The sequence below is a fragment of the Pseudomonas sp. ChxA genome (genome assembly GCF_030263855.1).
GTDB classification, from domain to species: Bacteria; Pseudomonadota; Gammaproteobacteria; order Pseudomonadales; family Pseudomonadaceae; genus Aquipseudomonas; species Aquipseudomonas fluorescens_CB.
On the sequence record NZ_JARPMK010000001.1, the window covers coordinates 5,442,181 to 5,458,070 of the forward strand.

Here is a 15,890-nt window from a genome sequence, read left to right on the forward strand (position 1 = left end):
GGCTTTTTCATTTACCGCTAATGCTTAGCGCGGGAACGCAGGCGGGTTAACCCCGGCCATGTCTTCCATCACGCGAACCACCTGGCAGCTATAGCCGAACTCGTTGTCGTACCACACGTACAGCACAACGCGGTTGTCCTGGGTAATGGTCGCTTCAGCGTCGACCACACCGGCGTGGCGCGAGCCTACGAAGTCGGTGGACACCACTTCCTGCGAGTTAACGAAGTCGATCTGCTTATGCAGGTCGGAGTGCAGCGCCATGTAGCGCAGGTACTCGTTCATCTCTTCGCGGGTGGCGGCTTTCTCAAGGTTCAGGTTGAGAATGGCCATCGACACGTTCGGCGTCGGTACGCGGATAGCGTTACCGGTCAGCTTGCCGGCCAGTTCAGGCAGGGCCTTGGCAGCAGCGGTGGCGGCACCGGTCTCGGTGATCACCATGTTCAACGCGGCGCTACGGCCACGGCGATCGCCTTTATGGAAGTTGTCGATCAGGTTCTGGTCGTTGGTGTACGAGTGAACCGTTTCAACGTGACCGTTCACGATACCGAACTTGTCATTAACAGCCTTCAGCACCGGCACGATGGCGTTGGTGGTGCAGGAAGCCGCGGACACGATCTTGTCGTCAGCGGTGATTTCGCCGTGGTTGATACCGTGCACGATGTTCTTGAGCTTGCCCTTGCCAGGCGCAGTCAGCACAACGCGGTCGATACCTGGGCAAGCCAGGTGCTGGCCCAGGCCCTCGGCATCACGCCATACGCCGGTGTTGTCCACCAGCAGCGCGTCTTTGATGCCGTACTGGGTGTAATCCACCTCGGCCGGGTTCTTCGCGTAGATCACCTGGATCAGGTTACCGTTGGCGGTGATGGTGTTGTTTTCTTCGTCGATGACGATGGTGCCGTTGAACGGGCCGTGTACCGAGTCGCGACGCAGCAGGCTGGCGCGCTTGGTCAGGTCGTTCTCGGCGCCTTTGCGCACCACGATGGCACGCAGGCGCAGGCCGTCGCCGCCACCGGTTTTTTCGATCAGGATGCGCGCCAGCAGGCGGCCGATACGACCGAAGCCATACAACACCACGTCAGTGCCTTTGCGGGCCGCGGCGTTTTGCTGGCCAACCACTTCGGCCATTTCTTCACGCACGAACTGCTCGGCGCTGCGGCCGGCACCTTCTTTGCGGAACTTGTAAGCCAACTTGCCCAGGTCTACCGAGGCCGCGCCGAGCTTGAGCTCGCTCATGGCTTTAAGCAGTGGGAATGTTTCGTGGACGGAGAGTTCGCTGTCGTCGGCGGAACGGTGACGCGCAAAGCGGTGCGCTTTGAGAATCGCGATGACAGACTGGTTGATCAGGCTGCGGCCATAGATCGAGCTCACCACATTGTTATTGCGGTACAGCTGACCGATAAGCGGAATCATCGCTTCAGCGAGTGCTTCACGGTCGATCCATTCACCAAGACACTGGTCGGGCTTCTGAGTCACGGGAACCTTCCACATGTAGGGGCAGAAAAAAGGGGCTACATTATGTCGTCCGACCGCCCGTTGAGCAATGCGCCGAGCACAACAAAAAGCCCTTGCAAAAAAATACCACCCCGCTACAAGCCAGGAAACACGCGGGTTTCAGCAAGCCGCCCATGCCGCGATTGTGCCAACTTGTCCGTAACCCTCCGAAACATCCGCGCAAAATAGCACTACATATTGAGTCAAAACCCGCCATTGTTTGTCTTAGCCACTACATTTCCTGCAAACCGTAATAGGCTCAGTCAGCAACTGACAGGCGGCACCTTGGACCGCTACAATTACCGACTTTGTCGCAACGCTTGGAGCTCAACCTTCCGTGCCCGTTCTGCGTCTACCGCTTCTCCCTGCTGCGGCAGGTAAACAGCACTGGGGCAACCTGCCCGGTGCCGCCCTGAGCCTGGCCATTGCCGAGGCTGCCAGCGCAGCCAAGCGCTTTACCCTGCTGCTCACCGCCGACAGCCAAAGCGCCGAGCGGCTGGAGCAGGAGCTGAGCTTCTTCGCCCCCGATTTGCCGGTGCTGCATTTCCCCGACTGGGAAACCCTGCCCTACGACCTGTTCTCGCCGCACCAGGACATCATTTCCCAGCGCATCGCCAGCCTCTACCGTCTGCCGGAACTGGCCCACGGCGTGCTGGTGGTGCCGATCACCACCGCGCTGCACCGCCTGGCGCCGACCAAGTTCCTGCTCGGCAGCAGCCTGGTGCTGGACGTCGGCCAGAAGCTCGATGTAGAGCAGATGCGCACGCGCCTGGAAGCCAGCGGTTACCGTTGCGTCGACACCGTGTACGAACATGGCGAGTTTGCGGTGCGTGGTGCGTTGATCGACCTGTTCCCGATGGGCAGCAAACTGCCGTACCGCATCGACCTGTTCGATGACGAAATCGAGACGCTGCGCACCTTCGACCCGGATAACCAGCGCTCCATCGACAAAGTAGAGTCGATCAAGTTGTTGCCGGCGCGCGAATTCCCGCTGCAAAAAGACGCCGTCACGCGCTTCAAGGCGCGCTTTCGCGAACGCTTCGACGTCGACTTCCGCCGCTGCCCGATCTTTCAGGATTTAAGCAGCGGGATTACCCCGGCCGGTATCGAGTACTACCTGCCGCTGTTCTTCGACGAAACGTCCACGCTGTTCGATTACCTGCCCGCAGACACCCAAGTGTTCTCGCTGCCGGGCATCGAGCAGGCGGCGGAAAACTTCTGGAACGATGTGCGCAACCGCTACGAAGAGCGCCGCGTCGACCCGTCGCGACCTTTATTGCCGCCCGCCGAGCTGTTCCTGCCGGTGGAAGACTGCTTCGCCCGCCTGAAAAACTGGCCGCGCGTGGTCGCCAGCCAGCAAGACGTGGACGCCGGCAGCGGTCGCGAACGTTTCCCGGCGAGCACCTTGCCGGACTTGGCGATCCAGGCCAAAGCCACCCAGCCACTGGAAGCGTTGTCGAATTTCCTTGGCGATTTCCCTGGCCGTGTGCTGTTTACCGCCGAATCCGCCGGCCGTCGCGAAGTGCTGCTGGAGTTGCTGGAACGCCTGAAGCTGCGCCCGAAAACCGTCGACAGCTGGCCGGACTTTGTGAAAAGCAAAGAGCGCCTGGCAATCACCATCGCGCCGCTGGACGAAGGCTTGTTGCTGGACGACCCGGCGCTGGCACTCATCGCCGAGAGCCCGCTGTTCGGCCAGCGCGTGATGCAGCGCCGTCGCCGTGAAAAACGCGCCGACGCCAACAACGACGCGGTGATAAAGAACCTCACCGAACTGCGCGAAGGCGCGCCCGTGGTGCATATCGACCACGGCGTGGGCCGCTACCTGGGTTTGCAGACCCTGGAGATCGACAACCAGGCCGCCGAATTCCTCACCATGGAATACGCCGAAGGCGCCAAGCTTTACGTGCCGGTGGCCAGCTTGCACTTGATCGCACGCTATACCGGCAGCGACGACGCGCTGGCGCCGTTGCATCGCCTGGGCTCCGAGACCTGGCAGAAAGCCAAGCGCAAGGCCGCCGAACAGGTGCGCGACGTGGCGGCCGAGCTGCTCGACATCTACGCCCGCCGTGCCGCGCGCGAAGGTTATGCGTTCGCCGACCCGAAAGCCGACTACGCCACGTTCAGCGCCGGCTTCGCCTTCGAAGAAACCCCCGACCAGCAAACCACCATCGAAGCGGTGCGCGCCGACATGCTCGCGCCCAAGCCGATGGACCGCCTGGTCTGCGGCGACGTGGGCTTCGGCAAAACCGAAGTGGCCATGCGCGCGGCCTTTATTGCGGTGCACGGTGGCAAGCAAGTGGCGATTCTGGTGCCGACCACCCTGCTCGCCCAGCAACACTACAACAGCTTCCGCGACCGTTTTGCCGACTGGCCGGTGAGCGTGGAAGTGATGAGCCGCTTCAAGTCCGCCAAGGAGGTCAACGCCGCCGTCGCCGACTTGGCCGAGGGCAAGATTGATATCGTGATCGGCACGCACAAGCTGCTGTCGGAAGACGTGAAGATCAAGAACCTGGGCCTGGTGATCATTGATGAAGAGCACCGCTTTGGTGTGCGTCAAAAAGAACAGCTGAAAAACCTGCGCAGTGAAGTCGACATTCTGACGCTCACCGCGACGCCGATCCCACGCACGCTGAACATGGCGGTGTCGGGCATGCGCGACCTGTCGATCATTGCCACGCCGCCGGCGCGGCGTTTGTCGGTGCGCACCTTTGTGATGGAGCAGAACAAAAGCACGGTCAAGGAAGCCTTGTTGCGTGAACTGCTGCGCGGCGGGCAGGTTTACTACCTGCACAACGACGTGAAGACCATCGAGAAATGCGCCGCCGACCTCGCCGAACTGGTGCCGGAAGCCCGTATTGCCATCGGCCACGGGCAGATGCGCGAGCGCGAACTCGAACAAGTCATGAGCGACTTCTATCACAAGCGCTTCAACGTGCTGATTGCCTCGACCATCATCGAGACCGGCATCGACGTGCCGAGCGCCAACACCATCATCATCGAGCGCGCCGACAAGTTCGGCCTGGCGCAACTGCACCAGCTGCGTGGCCGTGTCGGCCGTAGTCACCACCAAGCCTATGCCTACCTGCTGACTCCGCCGCGCCAACAGATCACCTCCGATGCCGAAAAGCGCCTGGAAGCGATCGCCAACACCCAGGACCTCGGCGCCGGTTTTGTACTGGCCACCAACGACCTGGAAATCCGTGGCGCCGGCGAACTGCTCGGCGACGGCCAGAGCGGGCAGATCCAGGCGGTGGGTTTCACCTTGTATATGGAGATGCTCGAACGCGCGGTAAAAGCCATCCGCAAAGGCGAACAACCGAACCTCGACCAACCCTTGGGCGGCGGCCCGGAAATCAACCTGCGTTTGCCGGCGCTGATTCCCGAGGACTACCTGCCCGACGTGCATGCGCGGCTGATCCTGTACAAGCGCATCGCCTCGGCCACTGACGAAGAAGGCCTCAAGGACCTGCAGGTGGAGATGATCGACCGCTTCGGCCTGCTGCCCGAGCCGACCAAGAACCTGGTGCGCCTGACGCTGCTGAAACTGCAGGCCGAACAACTGGGTATCAAGAAGGTCGACGCCGGGCCGCAGGGCGGGCGCATCGAGTTCGAGGCGCAAACGCCGGTGGACCCACTGGTGCTGATCAAGCTGATTCAGGGCCAACCCAACCGCTACAAGTTCGAAGGGGCTACGCTGTTCAAATTCATGGTGCCGATGGAGCGTGCCGAAGAACGCTTCAATACCCTGGAGGCGCTGTTTGAGCGCCTCATCCCGAAATCTGCTTGAAGGACGCCCCCATGCGCCTGTTCCGCATTCTGAGCTTGTTGTTGGTGGTGGTCGCACCTTCGGCGTTTGCCGACAGCCCGTACCTGGTGGAAATGATCCTGGTGCGCCAGAACGCCGAGCCGGTGATCAACAGCCGCGCCGCGCCGGAAAACTGGGATGCCGGCGCGGCGCGGCTGCCGACCGACAAGCTGAGCCCACCGCGGTTGGGCAACATCGTAGACAAGCTGAGTGCGGACAACAGTTACACCGTATTGCTGCACCGCGCCTGGGATCAGAACCTGGGCGAGCAACCGGTGAAGCTGGCGATTACCGACGGCCAGGAGCAGTTCGGCCAGTTTCCTATCGAGGGCACGCTGAATCTGCAGCTTGGGCGTTTTACCGATATCGACGCGAACTTCTGGCTCAACCAGTTCGACGCCAACGGCAGCGTGATTGCCAGCGAACACTTGAGCCAGCAAGACGTGCGCACCAAGAACAACCAACTCAATTACCTGGATGGCGGCCACTTGGCGCTGCTGATCAAGATCACGTCGCTGACCGCCAAACCACCCAGTGCGCCACCGCCCGACATTCAGGACTGATCCAGCGCCATGCCCCTGACGTCGTCGTTGACCAAACCCCTGGCCCCTTCGTGGGCCAATCGCTTTAAAGAGCAAAGCCTTGAGCGCGGGCGGCGCTACGCCCTGGAAAACCGCGTGCGCATCGTCGAGTCCGGCGACAGCACCATCATCGCCAGCTGCGAAGGCTCTGGCGGCAATGTTTACCGACAAACCATCTCGCTGCGCGAATCGGCCAAGGGCACGCTGATCCTGGTGGACAGCCGCTGCACCTGCCCGGTGCACACCAACTGCAAACACATCGCGGCCGTGCTGCTCAAGGTCCAGGAAACCCTGGCCTACCCGGCCGCTGCGCAAGATGCCGAGCTGCTGGAAAAACTCCAGGCCGTGCTGGATAACCGCGTGGTGTTGCCACAAGTGGTCATGGAAGAGGTGCGGCCGGTACCGCGCCTGTGGCTGGCCAGCGTCGAGTTCAGCGCGTTTGAACCGCGCAACGGCAAGATGCAGCGCTATATCCAGCACCGTGCGGCGCTGTCGTTCAATTACCTGGGCAACTATGTCAGCGGGCAGAAAAATGCCGACATCATCGTGCGCCAGGAAACCCAGAGCCTGCGCATCAAGCGCCATCCGGAGTTGGAGCAACCCTATCGCGAACAACTGCGCCTGCTGGGCTTCAAGATCGCCACGCGCCAGAGCAAGGCGCTGCCGGAGAGTGCCGGCGAGCTGTTCGAACTGGTCAATGACAGTGCGTGGCTGAACTTCACGCTCAACGCCTCGCCCACCTTGCGCGCCGAGGGTTGGGAGCTGCAAATAGAAGAAGATTTCGGTTTCGACCTTAGTGCCGTCGATGACTGGTACGCCACCGTCGATGAAGGCCCTGAGCGCGATTGGTTCGACCTGGAGCTGGGGATTATCGTCAATGGCGAGCGCCTGAGTTTGTTGCCGATTCTGCTGAACCTGATGCGTTCGCACACCGAAATCCTCAACCCGGAAAAACTCGCCAGGCGCCGTGACGACGAGCTGATCCTGGTGAATATTCCCGGCCTGCCCAACGGCCATGGCCCGCTGCAAGTGGCTTTGCCCTACGGCCGACTCAAGCCCGTTCTGGCAACCCTTGGCGAGTTTTACCTACAGGAAACCGGCACCACCAGCTTGCGCCTGGCCAAGGCCGATGCCATTCGCTTGAACCCGCTGGAAGACCTGCCGCTGCAATGGGAGGGCGGCGAGAAGATCCGCAATTTCGCCCAGCGCCTGCGCGACATCAAGGACTTCACCTGCGTAGCGCCCGAGGGTTTGAACGCGACCTTGCGTCCGTATCAGCTGGAGGGCTTGAGCTGGATGCAGTCGCTGCGTCAGCTCGAGGTGGGCGGGATTCTTGCCGATGACATGGGCCTGGGCAAAACCTTGCAGACCCTGGCGCATATTCTCAGCGAAAAAGCCGCCGGGCGCCTCGACCGGCCGTGCATGGTGGTGATGCCCACCAGCCTGATTCCCAACTGGCTGGATGAGGCGGCGCACTTCACACCGCAATTGCGGGTGCAGGCGCTATACGGCGCTGGCCGTAAGAAACATTTTGCCAACCTGCAGGACTATGACCTGCTGCTGACCACCTACGCGTTGCTGCCCAAAGACATCGACACGCTCGCCGCCCAGCCCTTGCATGTGCTGATCCTTGATGAGGCCCAGTACATCAAGAACCCCAACAGCAAGGCTGCCCAGGCCGCGCGCGAGCTCAATGCGCGCCAGCGCCTGTGCCTGAGCGGCACGCCGCTGGAAAACCACCTGGGCGAGCTGTGGTCGCTGTTCCACTTCCTGCTGCCGGGCTGGCTGGGTGACGTAAAAAGCTTCAACCGTGATTACCGCGTGCCCATCGAAAAGCGCGCCAGCGAGGTGCGATTGCAGCACCTCAACGGTCGGATAAAACCCTTCCTGCTGCGCCGCACCAAGGAGCAGGTGGCCACCGAGCTGCCGCCCAAGACCGAGATCATCCATTGGGTCGACCTCAACGAGGCCCAGCGCGACGTGTACGAAACCATGCGCCTGGCCATGGACAAGAAGGTGCGCGACGAAATCACCCGCAAGGGCGTGGCGCGCAGCCAGATCATCATTCTTGAGGCGCTGCTCAAACTGCGCCAGGTGTGCTGCGACCTGCGCCTGGTCAACGATGCCACCCTGCCCGCCCGTGGCAGCAGCTCGGGCAAACTCGACAGCCTGCTGGAGATGCTCGAAGAGCTGTTTGCCGAAGGGCGCCGGATATTGTTGTTCTCGCAGTTCACCTCGATGCTGAGCCTGATCGAAGCCGAGTTGAAAAAACGCGGCGTGGCTTACGCGCTGCTCACCGGCCAGACCCGCGACCGGCGCACGCCGGTGAAGGATTTCCAGAGCGGCAAGCTGCAGATTTTTCTGATCAGCCTGAAGGCGGGTGGCGTCGGTTTGAACCTGACCGAGGCCGACACGGTGATCCACTATGACCCGTGGTGGAACCCGGCGACGGAAAACCAGGCAACCGACCGTGCGTATCGCATCGGCCAGGAGAAGCCGGTGTTTGTGTACAAAATGATCGCGCGAGGCACGGTGGAGGAGAAAATCCAACACCTGCAAAAGGAAAAGTCTGATCTGGCAGCGGGTGTGCTGGATGGGCGCACGACCGGGGATTGGCAGTTGGGTAATGAGGATATTGAGGCGTTGTTTGCGCCGTTACCCAACAAGCAAGAGAAGCGCTGACGGTTGGATCGCTATCGCCGGCAAGCCAGCTCCCACCTTTGATTTGTGAATACATTCAAGGGTGGGAGCTGGCTTGCCTGCGATGGCAGCAACGCGGTGTTCAGCCAGGTAACGGCGCAAACAGCGCTTCGATATCCTGCTGCTCCAGCCTCCACCCAGCACTGGCGCCCCCTTCAAGAACCCCATCAGCCAACGCGGCTTTTTCCAACTGCAATGCCTGTATTTTCTCCTCCACCGTGCCCCGCGCGATCATCTTGTACACAAACACCGGCTTCTCCTGCCCGATGCGATACGCGCGGTCAGTGGCCTGGTTCTCTACCGCCGGGTTCCACCATGGGTCATAGTGGATCACCGTGTCGGCCGCCGTCAGGTTCAAGCCGGTGCCACCCGCTTTCAAGCTGATCAAAAACAACGGCACCTTTCCCTCCTGGAAGTTTTTCACTGGTGTACGCCGGTCAAGGGTGTCACCGGTCAGGATCGAGTACTCAACCTCACGTTGCTTCAACTCCTGCTCGATCAGTGCCAGCATTGAAGTGAACTGCGAGAACAGCAGAACACGCCGCCCCTCACTGAGCAGTTCTTCAAGCATTTCCATCAAACTGCTCAGCTTGCCGGCGCCAGCGCGTGCCAGCTTGGACGCAGGCAGCGACTTGACCAGGCGCAAATCACAGCACACCTGCCGCAGTTTGAGCAGCGCCTCCAGAATAATGATCTGGCTGCGGGCGACACCATGCCGAGTGATTTCATCGCGGACCTTTTTGTCCATCGCCACACGCACAGTTTCGTACACGTCGCGCTGGGCGTCGCTCAAGTCCACCCAATGCACAATCTCGGTCTTGGGTGGCAATTCAGTCGCCACTTGTTCTTTTTTACGACGCAACAGGAACGGTTTGATCCTGGCGCTAAGGTGCTGCATACGCTGAGCTTTACCGTGTTTTTCAATCGGGGTACGGTACTCACGATTGAAGGTCTTGCTGTCTCCCAGCCACCCTGGCAACAGGAAATGGAACAATGACCACAGCTCACCCAAGTGGTTTTCCAGCGGCGTGCCGCTCAAGCACAAGCGCTGGCCGGCAGCCAGTTGACGTGCCGCCTGGGCAGCTTTGCTGTTGGGGTTTTTGATGTTTTGCGCTTCGTCGAGAATCAACACGCTCCAACGTTGCGGCTGCAAAACCTCAAGGTCACGGGGCAGCAGTGCGTAAGTGGTCAGCACCAGATCGTAATCGGTCAACCGGGTGAAATCGGCTTGGCGCTGGGCGCCGTGCAGGGCCAACACATTGAGTTGTGGTGTAAACCGTGCGGCCTCGTCCATCCAATTGGGGATCAGGCTGGTGGGCATGATCGCCAAGGCTGGCGCGGTCAAACGACCGGCATTTTTTTCCGTGAGCAAGTGCGCAAGAGCTTGGAGTGTTTTGCCCAAGCCCATGTCATCACCCAGAATGCCGCCAACGTCCAACTCCCGCAGGGTTTGCATCCAGTTCAAGCCTTCGAGCTGATAACCGCGCAGTTCAGCGTTCAACCCTATAGGGGCCGCGACGTGCACATGGGTCGACTCTTTAAGGCGCTTGGCGAAATTTCGTACATGCTCACCGCCTTGCCAGACCAGGGGAATACCGTCCAGATCGTTGAGGCGGGCCGCATCCGGCGCACTCAATCGCAGTGAGTCACTGTCGGGGGCGCGTTGGTACAAGGCACCCAACGTCGCCATCAAGGGTTTAAGCCGACCATAAGACAGCGCGACTTTAGTCCCCTCGCGAGTACCCAGGCTTACCAATACGCGCTCCTCGTCTGCGCGCTCCGCCATATAAGTGGCGTCGAGCAGCTTGGGCTGGCGAACGATCAGTTCCAGCACAATGGGGAGCAGGCTATAGCGCGAGCCGTTGACCTCAATCCCGAGTTCAAGATCAAACCATTCGTGACCAGGAGACTCTTCAATATCCGCGTACCAAAGGTCCACGGCCTCCACATTGTAGTAAAAACCAGGGTGGATACTGATGTCCCAGCCGGCCTCCCGAAGGGTTGGCAGATGATGTTCAATAAAGTCCAGCCAGGCGTCGTCAGTCGGCAGATCAAACATCTCGCCGGCGCTCTGCGGCAATGCCCGCGTCTTACGCTTGACCTTGGCAAAACCGAGCTTGGTCATGATTTTGCGCAAGGCCTTCTCGGCCGAAGGCTTGCGTTGGATACGCTGGGTTTCGGTGCTGCTCAACACTCGTATCTCAACGCCGTCTTTATCAGCGGTCAGGCTATCGCCGTAGCGAAAGGCCAGCGCAGCACGGTGCTCGATCAACGGCATTTGCCTACGGAATTCAGTGCTATAGGAATAGGACTCGTCGCTTCCAAGTGTCAGACAAGCCTGCGGCTCAAGCGTATCGACAATGCGCTCAGTCAACTCGCGCGGTGGCGGGATTTCGGCGCCCGCTGCGCTGAGGCGATGGCTGAACAACGCGACTTGATTTGCCGGAATCTCGGGTAAGGCGGACAAATGAATAGCCAGACGGTCGTCCATCTCATACTCAAGTGCCCCCAACTCCAGGGTGTCCAGGTTTAGATAATGAAGCGGGGTAAGCGGCAAGACTTCGTGCAACTGCAGTTCATCGCTCAGCCACTGCGGTCGATAGCTACCGTCGGGCTGCACGGCCCAATTGAAACGGGCAGCAAGCGTGGGGCCTGGATTGAGCGCCAACTGAGCGTCAAACTCCACGAATAGCCGCCCAGTTTTGAGTGCCAGTGTGAGAATTTCGGCACCGTCCGCGCCCTCCAGCGGAAAGCTGTTGCCGTAGCGCCCGTAGGCTCGCCCAACCAGCAGCAGCCGGCAGATACGCTTGTCCACTTCGAGCATATAGCCAGGGGCGCGTGCCAGGGTTTCATCCAGCGAATACAGCGCTTTGATTTCGCTGTAGCCGCCTTTTTTCAAGAGGCGTGCCCGGTAGACAGCCAGTGACCAGTGGTTCGAGTAAGGGTCTGGGTTGAGCTGGTACAGCAAGCAGGTGTTGCTGCCTTTGGGCAGCGACTCAAGCTCTAAAGTAGCCGCTGGAATGTTGCTAAGCCATTGCTCGATCTGCGGATTGAGGCGGTCGCTGGGTGCTTTTCTGGGTTGATCCAGCTCATTGGGCTCATTGGGCTCATCGGTCATCACGATAAGCTTGAATAAAGCCGCAGCGGCGTGTTTGCAGTCGACTGCCATAGGGCAGGAGCACACGCAATCGATATCGGTCCAGTGCGGGTCGTCTTTGGCCAGCAGGGAGATCGTCAGCGAATAGAAATTGCCACCGGAGCCCCTGCACCTTGCGATGAGTCGTTGCTTCCCGACATCGACGACGTGGACGCGGCCTTGTGTTGCATATTCAAAACCACGCTCAAGAGTGCGAGGGCTGAAGTTCTCTTGCCAGTCCAGACTAACGAGGCGTGTCATCAAATCATTCATGGGTATGCACTTTACAGTCTAAGCGTAGGCGGGATGAAGGCAGATTCTTCCTGCCTACAAGTACGAACAAGCAGCCATGGAACGCTGATATTTCCGACACGCTGGACGTTAACTAAACACCCCTTGTCACTCAAACAATTGAGCAGCTCGAAGCGCCTCAATAGCCACCAACCAACGCGGATCCTGCTTGTACTCCGTCGACGCAATCGCCTCCCCGCGCATCCGCGCAATCCGCGCCGATGGCGTAACCTTCATCCGCTGCGCCGCAGTCAGTGCCAACTCCGCAGCCGCCCGGTCATTGCACACCAAGCCCATGTCGCAACCGGCCGTCAACGCCGCTTCAATTCGACTGGCCGCATCGCCGACCACATGAGCACCGGCCATGGACAGGTCATCGCTGAAAATCACCCCGTCAAATTGCAGCTCGCCGCGCAAAATGTCCTGCAACCAGCGACGCGAGAAACCGGCGGGCTGGGCGTCCACTTGCGGGTAAATAACGTGAGCCGGCATCACCGCCGCCAATTGCTTGCTCAGGCGTGCGAAAGGCACCAGGTCATTTGCGCGAATCTGCTCCAGGCTGCGCTCATCATTGGGAATCGCGACGTGGGAATCCGCCTCGGCCCAGCCGTGGCCCGGGAAGTGTTTGCCGGTGGCGGCCATGCCGGCGCTGTTCATACCGCGAATGAATGCACCCGCGAGCACGGCAGCACGCTCCGGGTCGCCTTCGAAGGAACGGGTGCCGACCACGGCACTGCGCTGATAGTCGAGGTCCAGCACCGGCGCGAAGCTCAGGTCAAGGCCGACCGCCAGCACTTCAGTGGCCATGATCCAGCCGCACTGCTCAGCCAGGTATTCGGCATTCAGCTTGTCCGCCAGCAGACGCATGGCCGGCAGGCGTACAAAGCCGTGGCGCAGGCGCTGCACACGACCGCCTTCCTGATCGACCGCCAGCAGCAGGTCTGGGCGCACCGCGCGAATCGCCGCGCTCAGCTCGCGCACCTGGCGTGGATGCTCGATATTGCGCGCAAAAATGATCAACCCGCCCACTTCAGGCTGGCGCAACAACTGCCGATCCTCGGCCGTCAGCCAAGTACCGGCCACATCGACCATTAAAGAACCTTGCAGGGCAGCAGTCATAAACCTTCCTTAAATAACGCACACAACCCGTTGCCCTCACATGGCGCGATACGCACAGTGAGCACAACGGGTTGCGAGTAAATAGCTGAAATCGGCATGGCGGCTAGCTTAGCCGCCGCGCACACCTGGGGCAATCACGCCTTGGCGACGGCCGGCGTGGACTTGCTGCGCGGGCGCAGTAGCGCAGCGGCCATGGCTGGGTCAGTCACGCCGGTTTCTGCACGCATGCCGGCGGCAAGGAACGGCACCATCAGGCGCATCACTTGCTCGATGGACGTGTTGACGCCGAAATCGGTCTCGGCAATCGCGCGCAAGGCCTTGATGCCGGACATGCTGAACGCAGCGGCGCCGAGCATGAAGTGCACACGCCAAAACAGTTCGATCGGCGGAATACGCGGGGCGGCTTCGTTGACCAGCAACATATAGCGGCGGAACACCTTGCCGTACATATCTTCCAGGTAACGGCGCAAATGGCCCTGGCTCTGACTGAAGGCCAGCCCTAAAAGACGCATGAAGATCGACAAGTCATTGCCACTGCGCGGTTGAACCACCAGCGCTTGCTCAACCAGGATTTCCAGCAGGTCTTCCAGGCTGGGCTTGTTTTCGGGCTTGGTCTGGCGACGTTCCAGCTCACGGTCGAGGCTGGCGCAGAACGGCCCCAGGAAGCGCGAGAACACCGCCTGTATCAGGGCTTTTTTCGAGCCGAAATGATAGTTCACGGCGGCGAGGTTGACCCCAGCCTTGCTGGTGATCAGCCGCAATGAAGTTTCAGCAAATCCTTTTTCCGCGAACAATTGCTCGGCAGCATCGAGAATGCGTTCAACGGTTTCCGACTGGGCCATGGCTACTCCGCCTGACAAACACTTGTTTGAAACATACGTTTCAGGGTATGTCTTGTCAAGCCTGCAAGGCCGCTTTCCGGCCGGGCAGTCACCTATTTCACGCCTATTTAATCACATCCTTACCGCTCTGTAGGCAGCGCTGTCTATGCCTTGTAGGAAGGGTGACAGATGACCGTCCAGCGGAGTGCCAGAAAAGGATGATTGCCAAGCGCAGTTCACTGTATATAATCCCAGTCACTGTATAAAAAGACAGAGCGATCAATATGCTAAAACTGACGCCACGCCAAGCTGAGATTCTGGCTCTTATCAAGCGCTGCCTCGAGGACAACGGCTACCCGCCGACGCGAGCTGAAATTGCGCTGGAACTGGATTTCAAGTCCCCCAACGCCGCTGAAGAACACCTCAAGGCCCTCGCCCGCAAAGGCGCAATCGAGATGACCCCGGGTGCTTCACGCGGTATTCGTATCCCTGGCTTTGAAGCCAAGGCCGACGAATCGACCCTGCCGATCATCGGCCGCGTCGCCGCCGGTGCACCGATCCTGGCGCAGCAGCACGTCGAGGAATCCTGCAACATCAACCCGACTTTCTTCCATCCGCGTGCCGACTACCTGTTGCGCGTACACGGCATGAGCATGAAGGACGTGGGCATTTTCGACGGTGATCTGCTGGCCGTCCACACCACTCGCGAAGCCCGTAATGGCCAGATCGTCGTCGCCCGTATCGGCGATGAAGTCACCGTCAAGCGCTTCAAGCGCGAAGGCAGCAAGGTCTGGCTTATGGCCGAGAACCCTGAGTTCGCCCCGATTGAAGTGAACCTGAAAGATCAGGACCTGGTGATCGAAGGCTTGAGCGTCGGCGTCATTCGCCGCTAAAGGAGGCACCATGCAGCTCGTGCACACCCCGCCACACACACAACTGTCGCTGTTCGAGGCCTTTATGGCCCAACCCCTTGCGCCCATCCTCAAGGAAACGGTCGAGGCCCCTTGGGGCTCCGAACCTGAGGCGTTCAGTGAACTGTCGTTGCGCGGTGCTGCCGGGAGCTGCCTGAGCCTGCTGGCGCCGATCCTTCGCGAATTGAGCGAAGAGCAGGACGCACGCTGGCTGACGCTGATCGCCCCGCCCGCCAGCCTGACCCAGGCCTGGCTGCGGGACGCAGGCCTCAACCGTGAACGCATCCTGCTGCTGCAACCGCGAGGTGCACAAAGCGCTCAACAGCTGACGTGCGAAGCCTTGCGCCTGGGGCGTAGCCATACGGTGGTGAGCTGGTTAAACCCCCTGAATGCGGCCGCCAAGCAACAGCTGATCAGCGCCGCACGCACGGGTGATGCGCAGAGTTTGAATATTCGATTGGGGTAATGGGATCTGATGCAGGACAGCTTGTTGTGGCAGGTGCGCTTTTTGTGACAAGCATGCTTGTTGTGGCAGGTGAGCTTGTTGTGGCGAGCGAGCTTGCTCGCGCTGGGCTGCGCAGCAGCCCCAAAACCAGGCACCGTGGAATACCTGATACACCGCATTAGATCTATTCAGGGCCGCTTCGCAGCCCAGCGGGAGCAAGCTCCCTCGCCACAGAATCCCGCTTCTCAGAACACTTCATCGCTACTCAGTGAAGCACCCGCGGCCCATCTTCCTTCTCCGGCTCGCCTTCGGCCAGGCGACCAGCCATCTGCACACCCACGCTCAACATGGCTTTCGCCACTTCCACGTGCTGGCCTTGCAGGAACGCTTTGGCGTCCTCGGAAAAATCCAAAATAACCAGAGAACCCTCGTCCTCAGCCCGGCGCAGCTCGATTCGGCCGTCAGGCAACTCTACAATTTCCAGAAAGGACGTTGGCATATAAGTCTGTTCTCCACGAAAGGCCGGGATTATATCAGTCATCCACCCAGCCTCGCAGAGGATCTGAACAGGTTTCTTGACGGCTTGATGA

General features: G+C 60.1%; 10 protein-coding genes. 5 read left to right on the top strand and 5 right to left on the bottom strand.

The genetic code is table 11. The annotated features are described in order from the left end of the window. Nucleotides 1-24: 24 nt before the first annotated feature. Entirely contained in the window at nt 25-1,488 is a 1,464-nt protein-coding gene (locus tag P5706_RS24480) for a glyceraldehyde-3-phosphate dehydrogenase (protein WP_138816225.1), read from the bottom strand. A 340-nt stretch (nt 1,489-1,828) separates the two neighbouring features. On the opposite strand from P5706_RS24480, the gene mfd reads away from it, so the two are divergent. From mfd to P5706_RS24495, 3 genes are read left to right on the top strand one after another with little or no spacing between them, the layout of a single operon-like run. Then, nucleotides 1,829-5,278 carry a transcription-repair coupling factor gene (mfd, locus tag P5706_RS24485; RefSeq protein WP_200430525.1) on the top strand — a complete coding sequence of 1,150 codons (3,450 nt, stop codon included), beginning with the start codon at nt 1,829-1,831 and terminating at the stop codon, nt 5,276-5,278. 11 nt (nt 5,279-5,289) lie between these two features. Further along, the gene (locus P5706_RS24490) at nt 5,290-5,859 is read left to right on the top strand and encodes a CsiV family protein (RefSeq protein WP_285682348.1); all 570 of its coding nucleotides are present in this window, start codon (nt 5,290-5,292) and stop codon (nt 5,857-5,859) included. Between the two features lie 9 nt (nt 5,860-5,868). Continuing rightward, nucleotides 5,869-8,559 carry a DEAD/DEAH box helicase gene (locus P5706_RS24495; RefSeq protein WP_200430527.1) on the top strand — a complete coding sequence of 897 codons (2,691 nt, stop codon included), beginning with the start codon at nt 5,869-5,871 and terminating at the stop codon, nt 8,557-8,559. A gap of 100 nt (nt 8,560-8,659) precedes the next feature. On the opposite strand, the gene P5706_RS24500 is transcribed toward P5706_RS24495, so the two are convergent. From P5706_RS24500 to P5706_RS24510, 3 genes are all read right to left on the bottom strand, one after another. Continuing rightward, nucleotides 8,660-11,974: a DEAD/DEAH box helicase gene (locus P5706_RS24500; protein ID WP_502945502.1), complete on the bottom strand. Its 3,315-nt coding sequence runs from the start codon at nt 11,972-11,974 to the stop codon at nt 8,660-8,662. 138 nt (nt 11,975-12,112) lie between these two features. After that, nucleotides 12,113-13,123, bottom strand: coding sequence for a beta-N-acetylhexosaminidase (gene nagZ / locus P5706_RS24505; RefSeq protein ID WP_285682353.1), 1,011 nt, complete (start codon nt 13,121-13,123; stop codon nt 12,113-12,115). Nucleotides 13,124-13,257: 134 nt separating this feature from the next. After that, the gene (locus P5706_RS24510) at nt 13,258-13,965 is read right to left on the bottom strand and encodes a TetR/AcrR family transcriptional regulator (protein ID WP_200430530.1); all 708 of its coding nucleotides are present in this window, start codon (nt 13,963-13,965) and stop codon (nt 13,258-13,260) included. A gap of 263 nt (nt 13,966-14,228) precedes the next feature. On the opposite strand from P5706_RS24510, the gene lexA reads away from it, so the two are divergent. Together lexA and sulA are read left to right on the top strand one after the other, a co-directional pair. Continuing rightward, nucleotides 14,229-14,837, top strand: a complete 609-nt coding sequence (gene lexA, locus P5706_RS24515; protein WP_200430531.1) for a transcriptional repressor LexA — start codon at nt 14,229-14,231, stop codon at nt 14,835-14,837. A 10-nt stretch (nt 14,838-14,847) separates the two neighbouring features. Further along, complete coding sequence (gene sulA, locus P5706_RS24520) at nt 14,848-15,321, top strand: SOS-induced cell division inhibitor SulA (RefSeq protein WP_200430532.1); 474 nt, start codon at nt 14,848-14,850, stop codon at nt 15,319-15,321. Nucleotides 15,322-15,565: 244 nt separating this feature from the next. On the opposite strand, the gene P5706_RS24525 is transcribed toward sulA, so the two are convergent. Beyond that, entirely contained in the window at nt 15,566-15,799 is a 234-nt protein-coding gene (locus tag P5706_RS24525; protein ID WP_017254451.1) for a hypothetical protein, read from the bottom strand. Between the last annotated feature and the right edge of the window lie 91 nt (nt 15,800-15,890).

Excerpts from the sequence above, each read along its gene's own strand:
- P5706_RS24480 (WP_138816225.1), bottom strand. The coding sequence starts at position 1,488 with ATGTGGAAGGTTCCCGTGACTCAGAAGCCCGACCAGTGTCTTGGTGAA.
- P5706_RS24490 (WP_285682348.1), top strand. The coding sequence starts at position 5,290 with ATGCGCCTGTTCCGCATTCTGAGCTTGTTGTTGGTGGTGGTCGCACCT.
- P5706_RS24495 (WP_200430527.1), top strand. The coding sequence starts at position 5,869 with ATGCCCCTGACGTCGTCGTTGACCAAACCCCTGGCCCCTTCGTGGGCC.
- P5706_RS24500 (WP_502945502.1), bottom strand. The coding sequence starts at position 11,974 with ATGACACGCCTCGTTAGTCTGGACTGGCAAGAGAACTTCAGCCCTCGC.
- nagZ (WP_285682353.1), bottom strand. The coding sequence starts at position 13,123 with ATGACTGCTGCCCTGCAAGGTTCTTTAATGGTCGATGTGGCCGGTACT.
- P5706_RS24510 (WP_200430530.1), bottom strand. The coding sequence starts at position 13,965 with ATGGCCCAGTCGGAAACCGTTGAACGCATTCTCGATGCTGCCGAGCAA.
- lexA (WP_200430531.1), top strand. The coding sequence starts at position 14,229 with ATGCTAAAACTGACGCCACGCCAAGCTGAGATTCTGGCTCTTATCAAG.
- sulA (WP_200430532.1), top strand. The coding sequence starts at position 14,848 with ATGCAGCTCGTGCACACCCCGCCACACACACAACTGTCGCTGTTCGAG.
- P5706_RS24525 (WP_017254451.1), bottom strand. The coding sequence starts at position 15,799 with ATGCCAACGTCCTTTCTGGAAATTGTAGAGTTGCCTGACGGCCGAATC.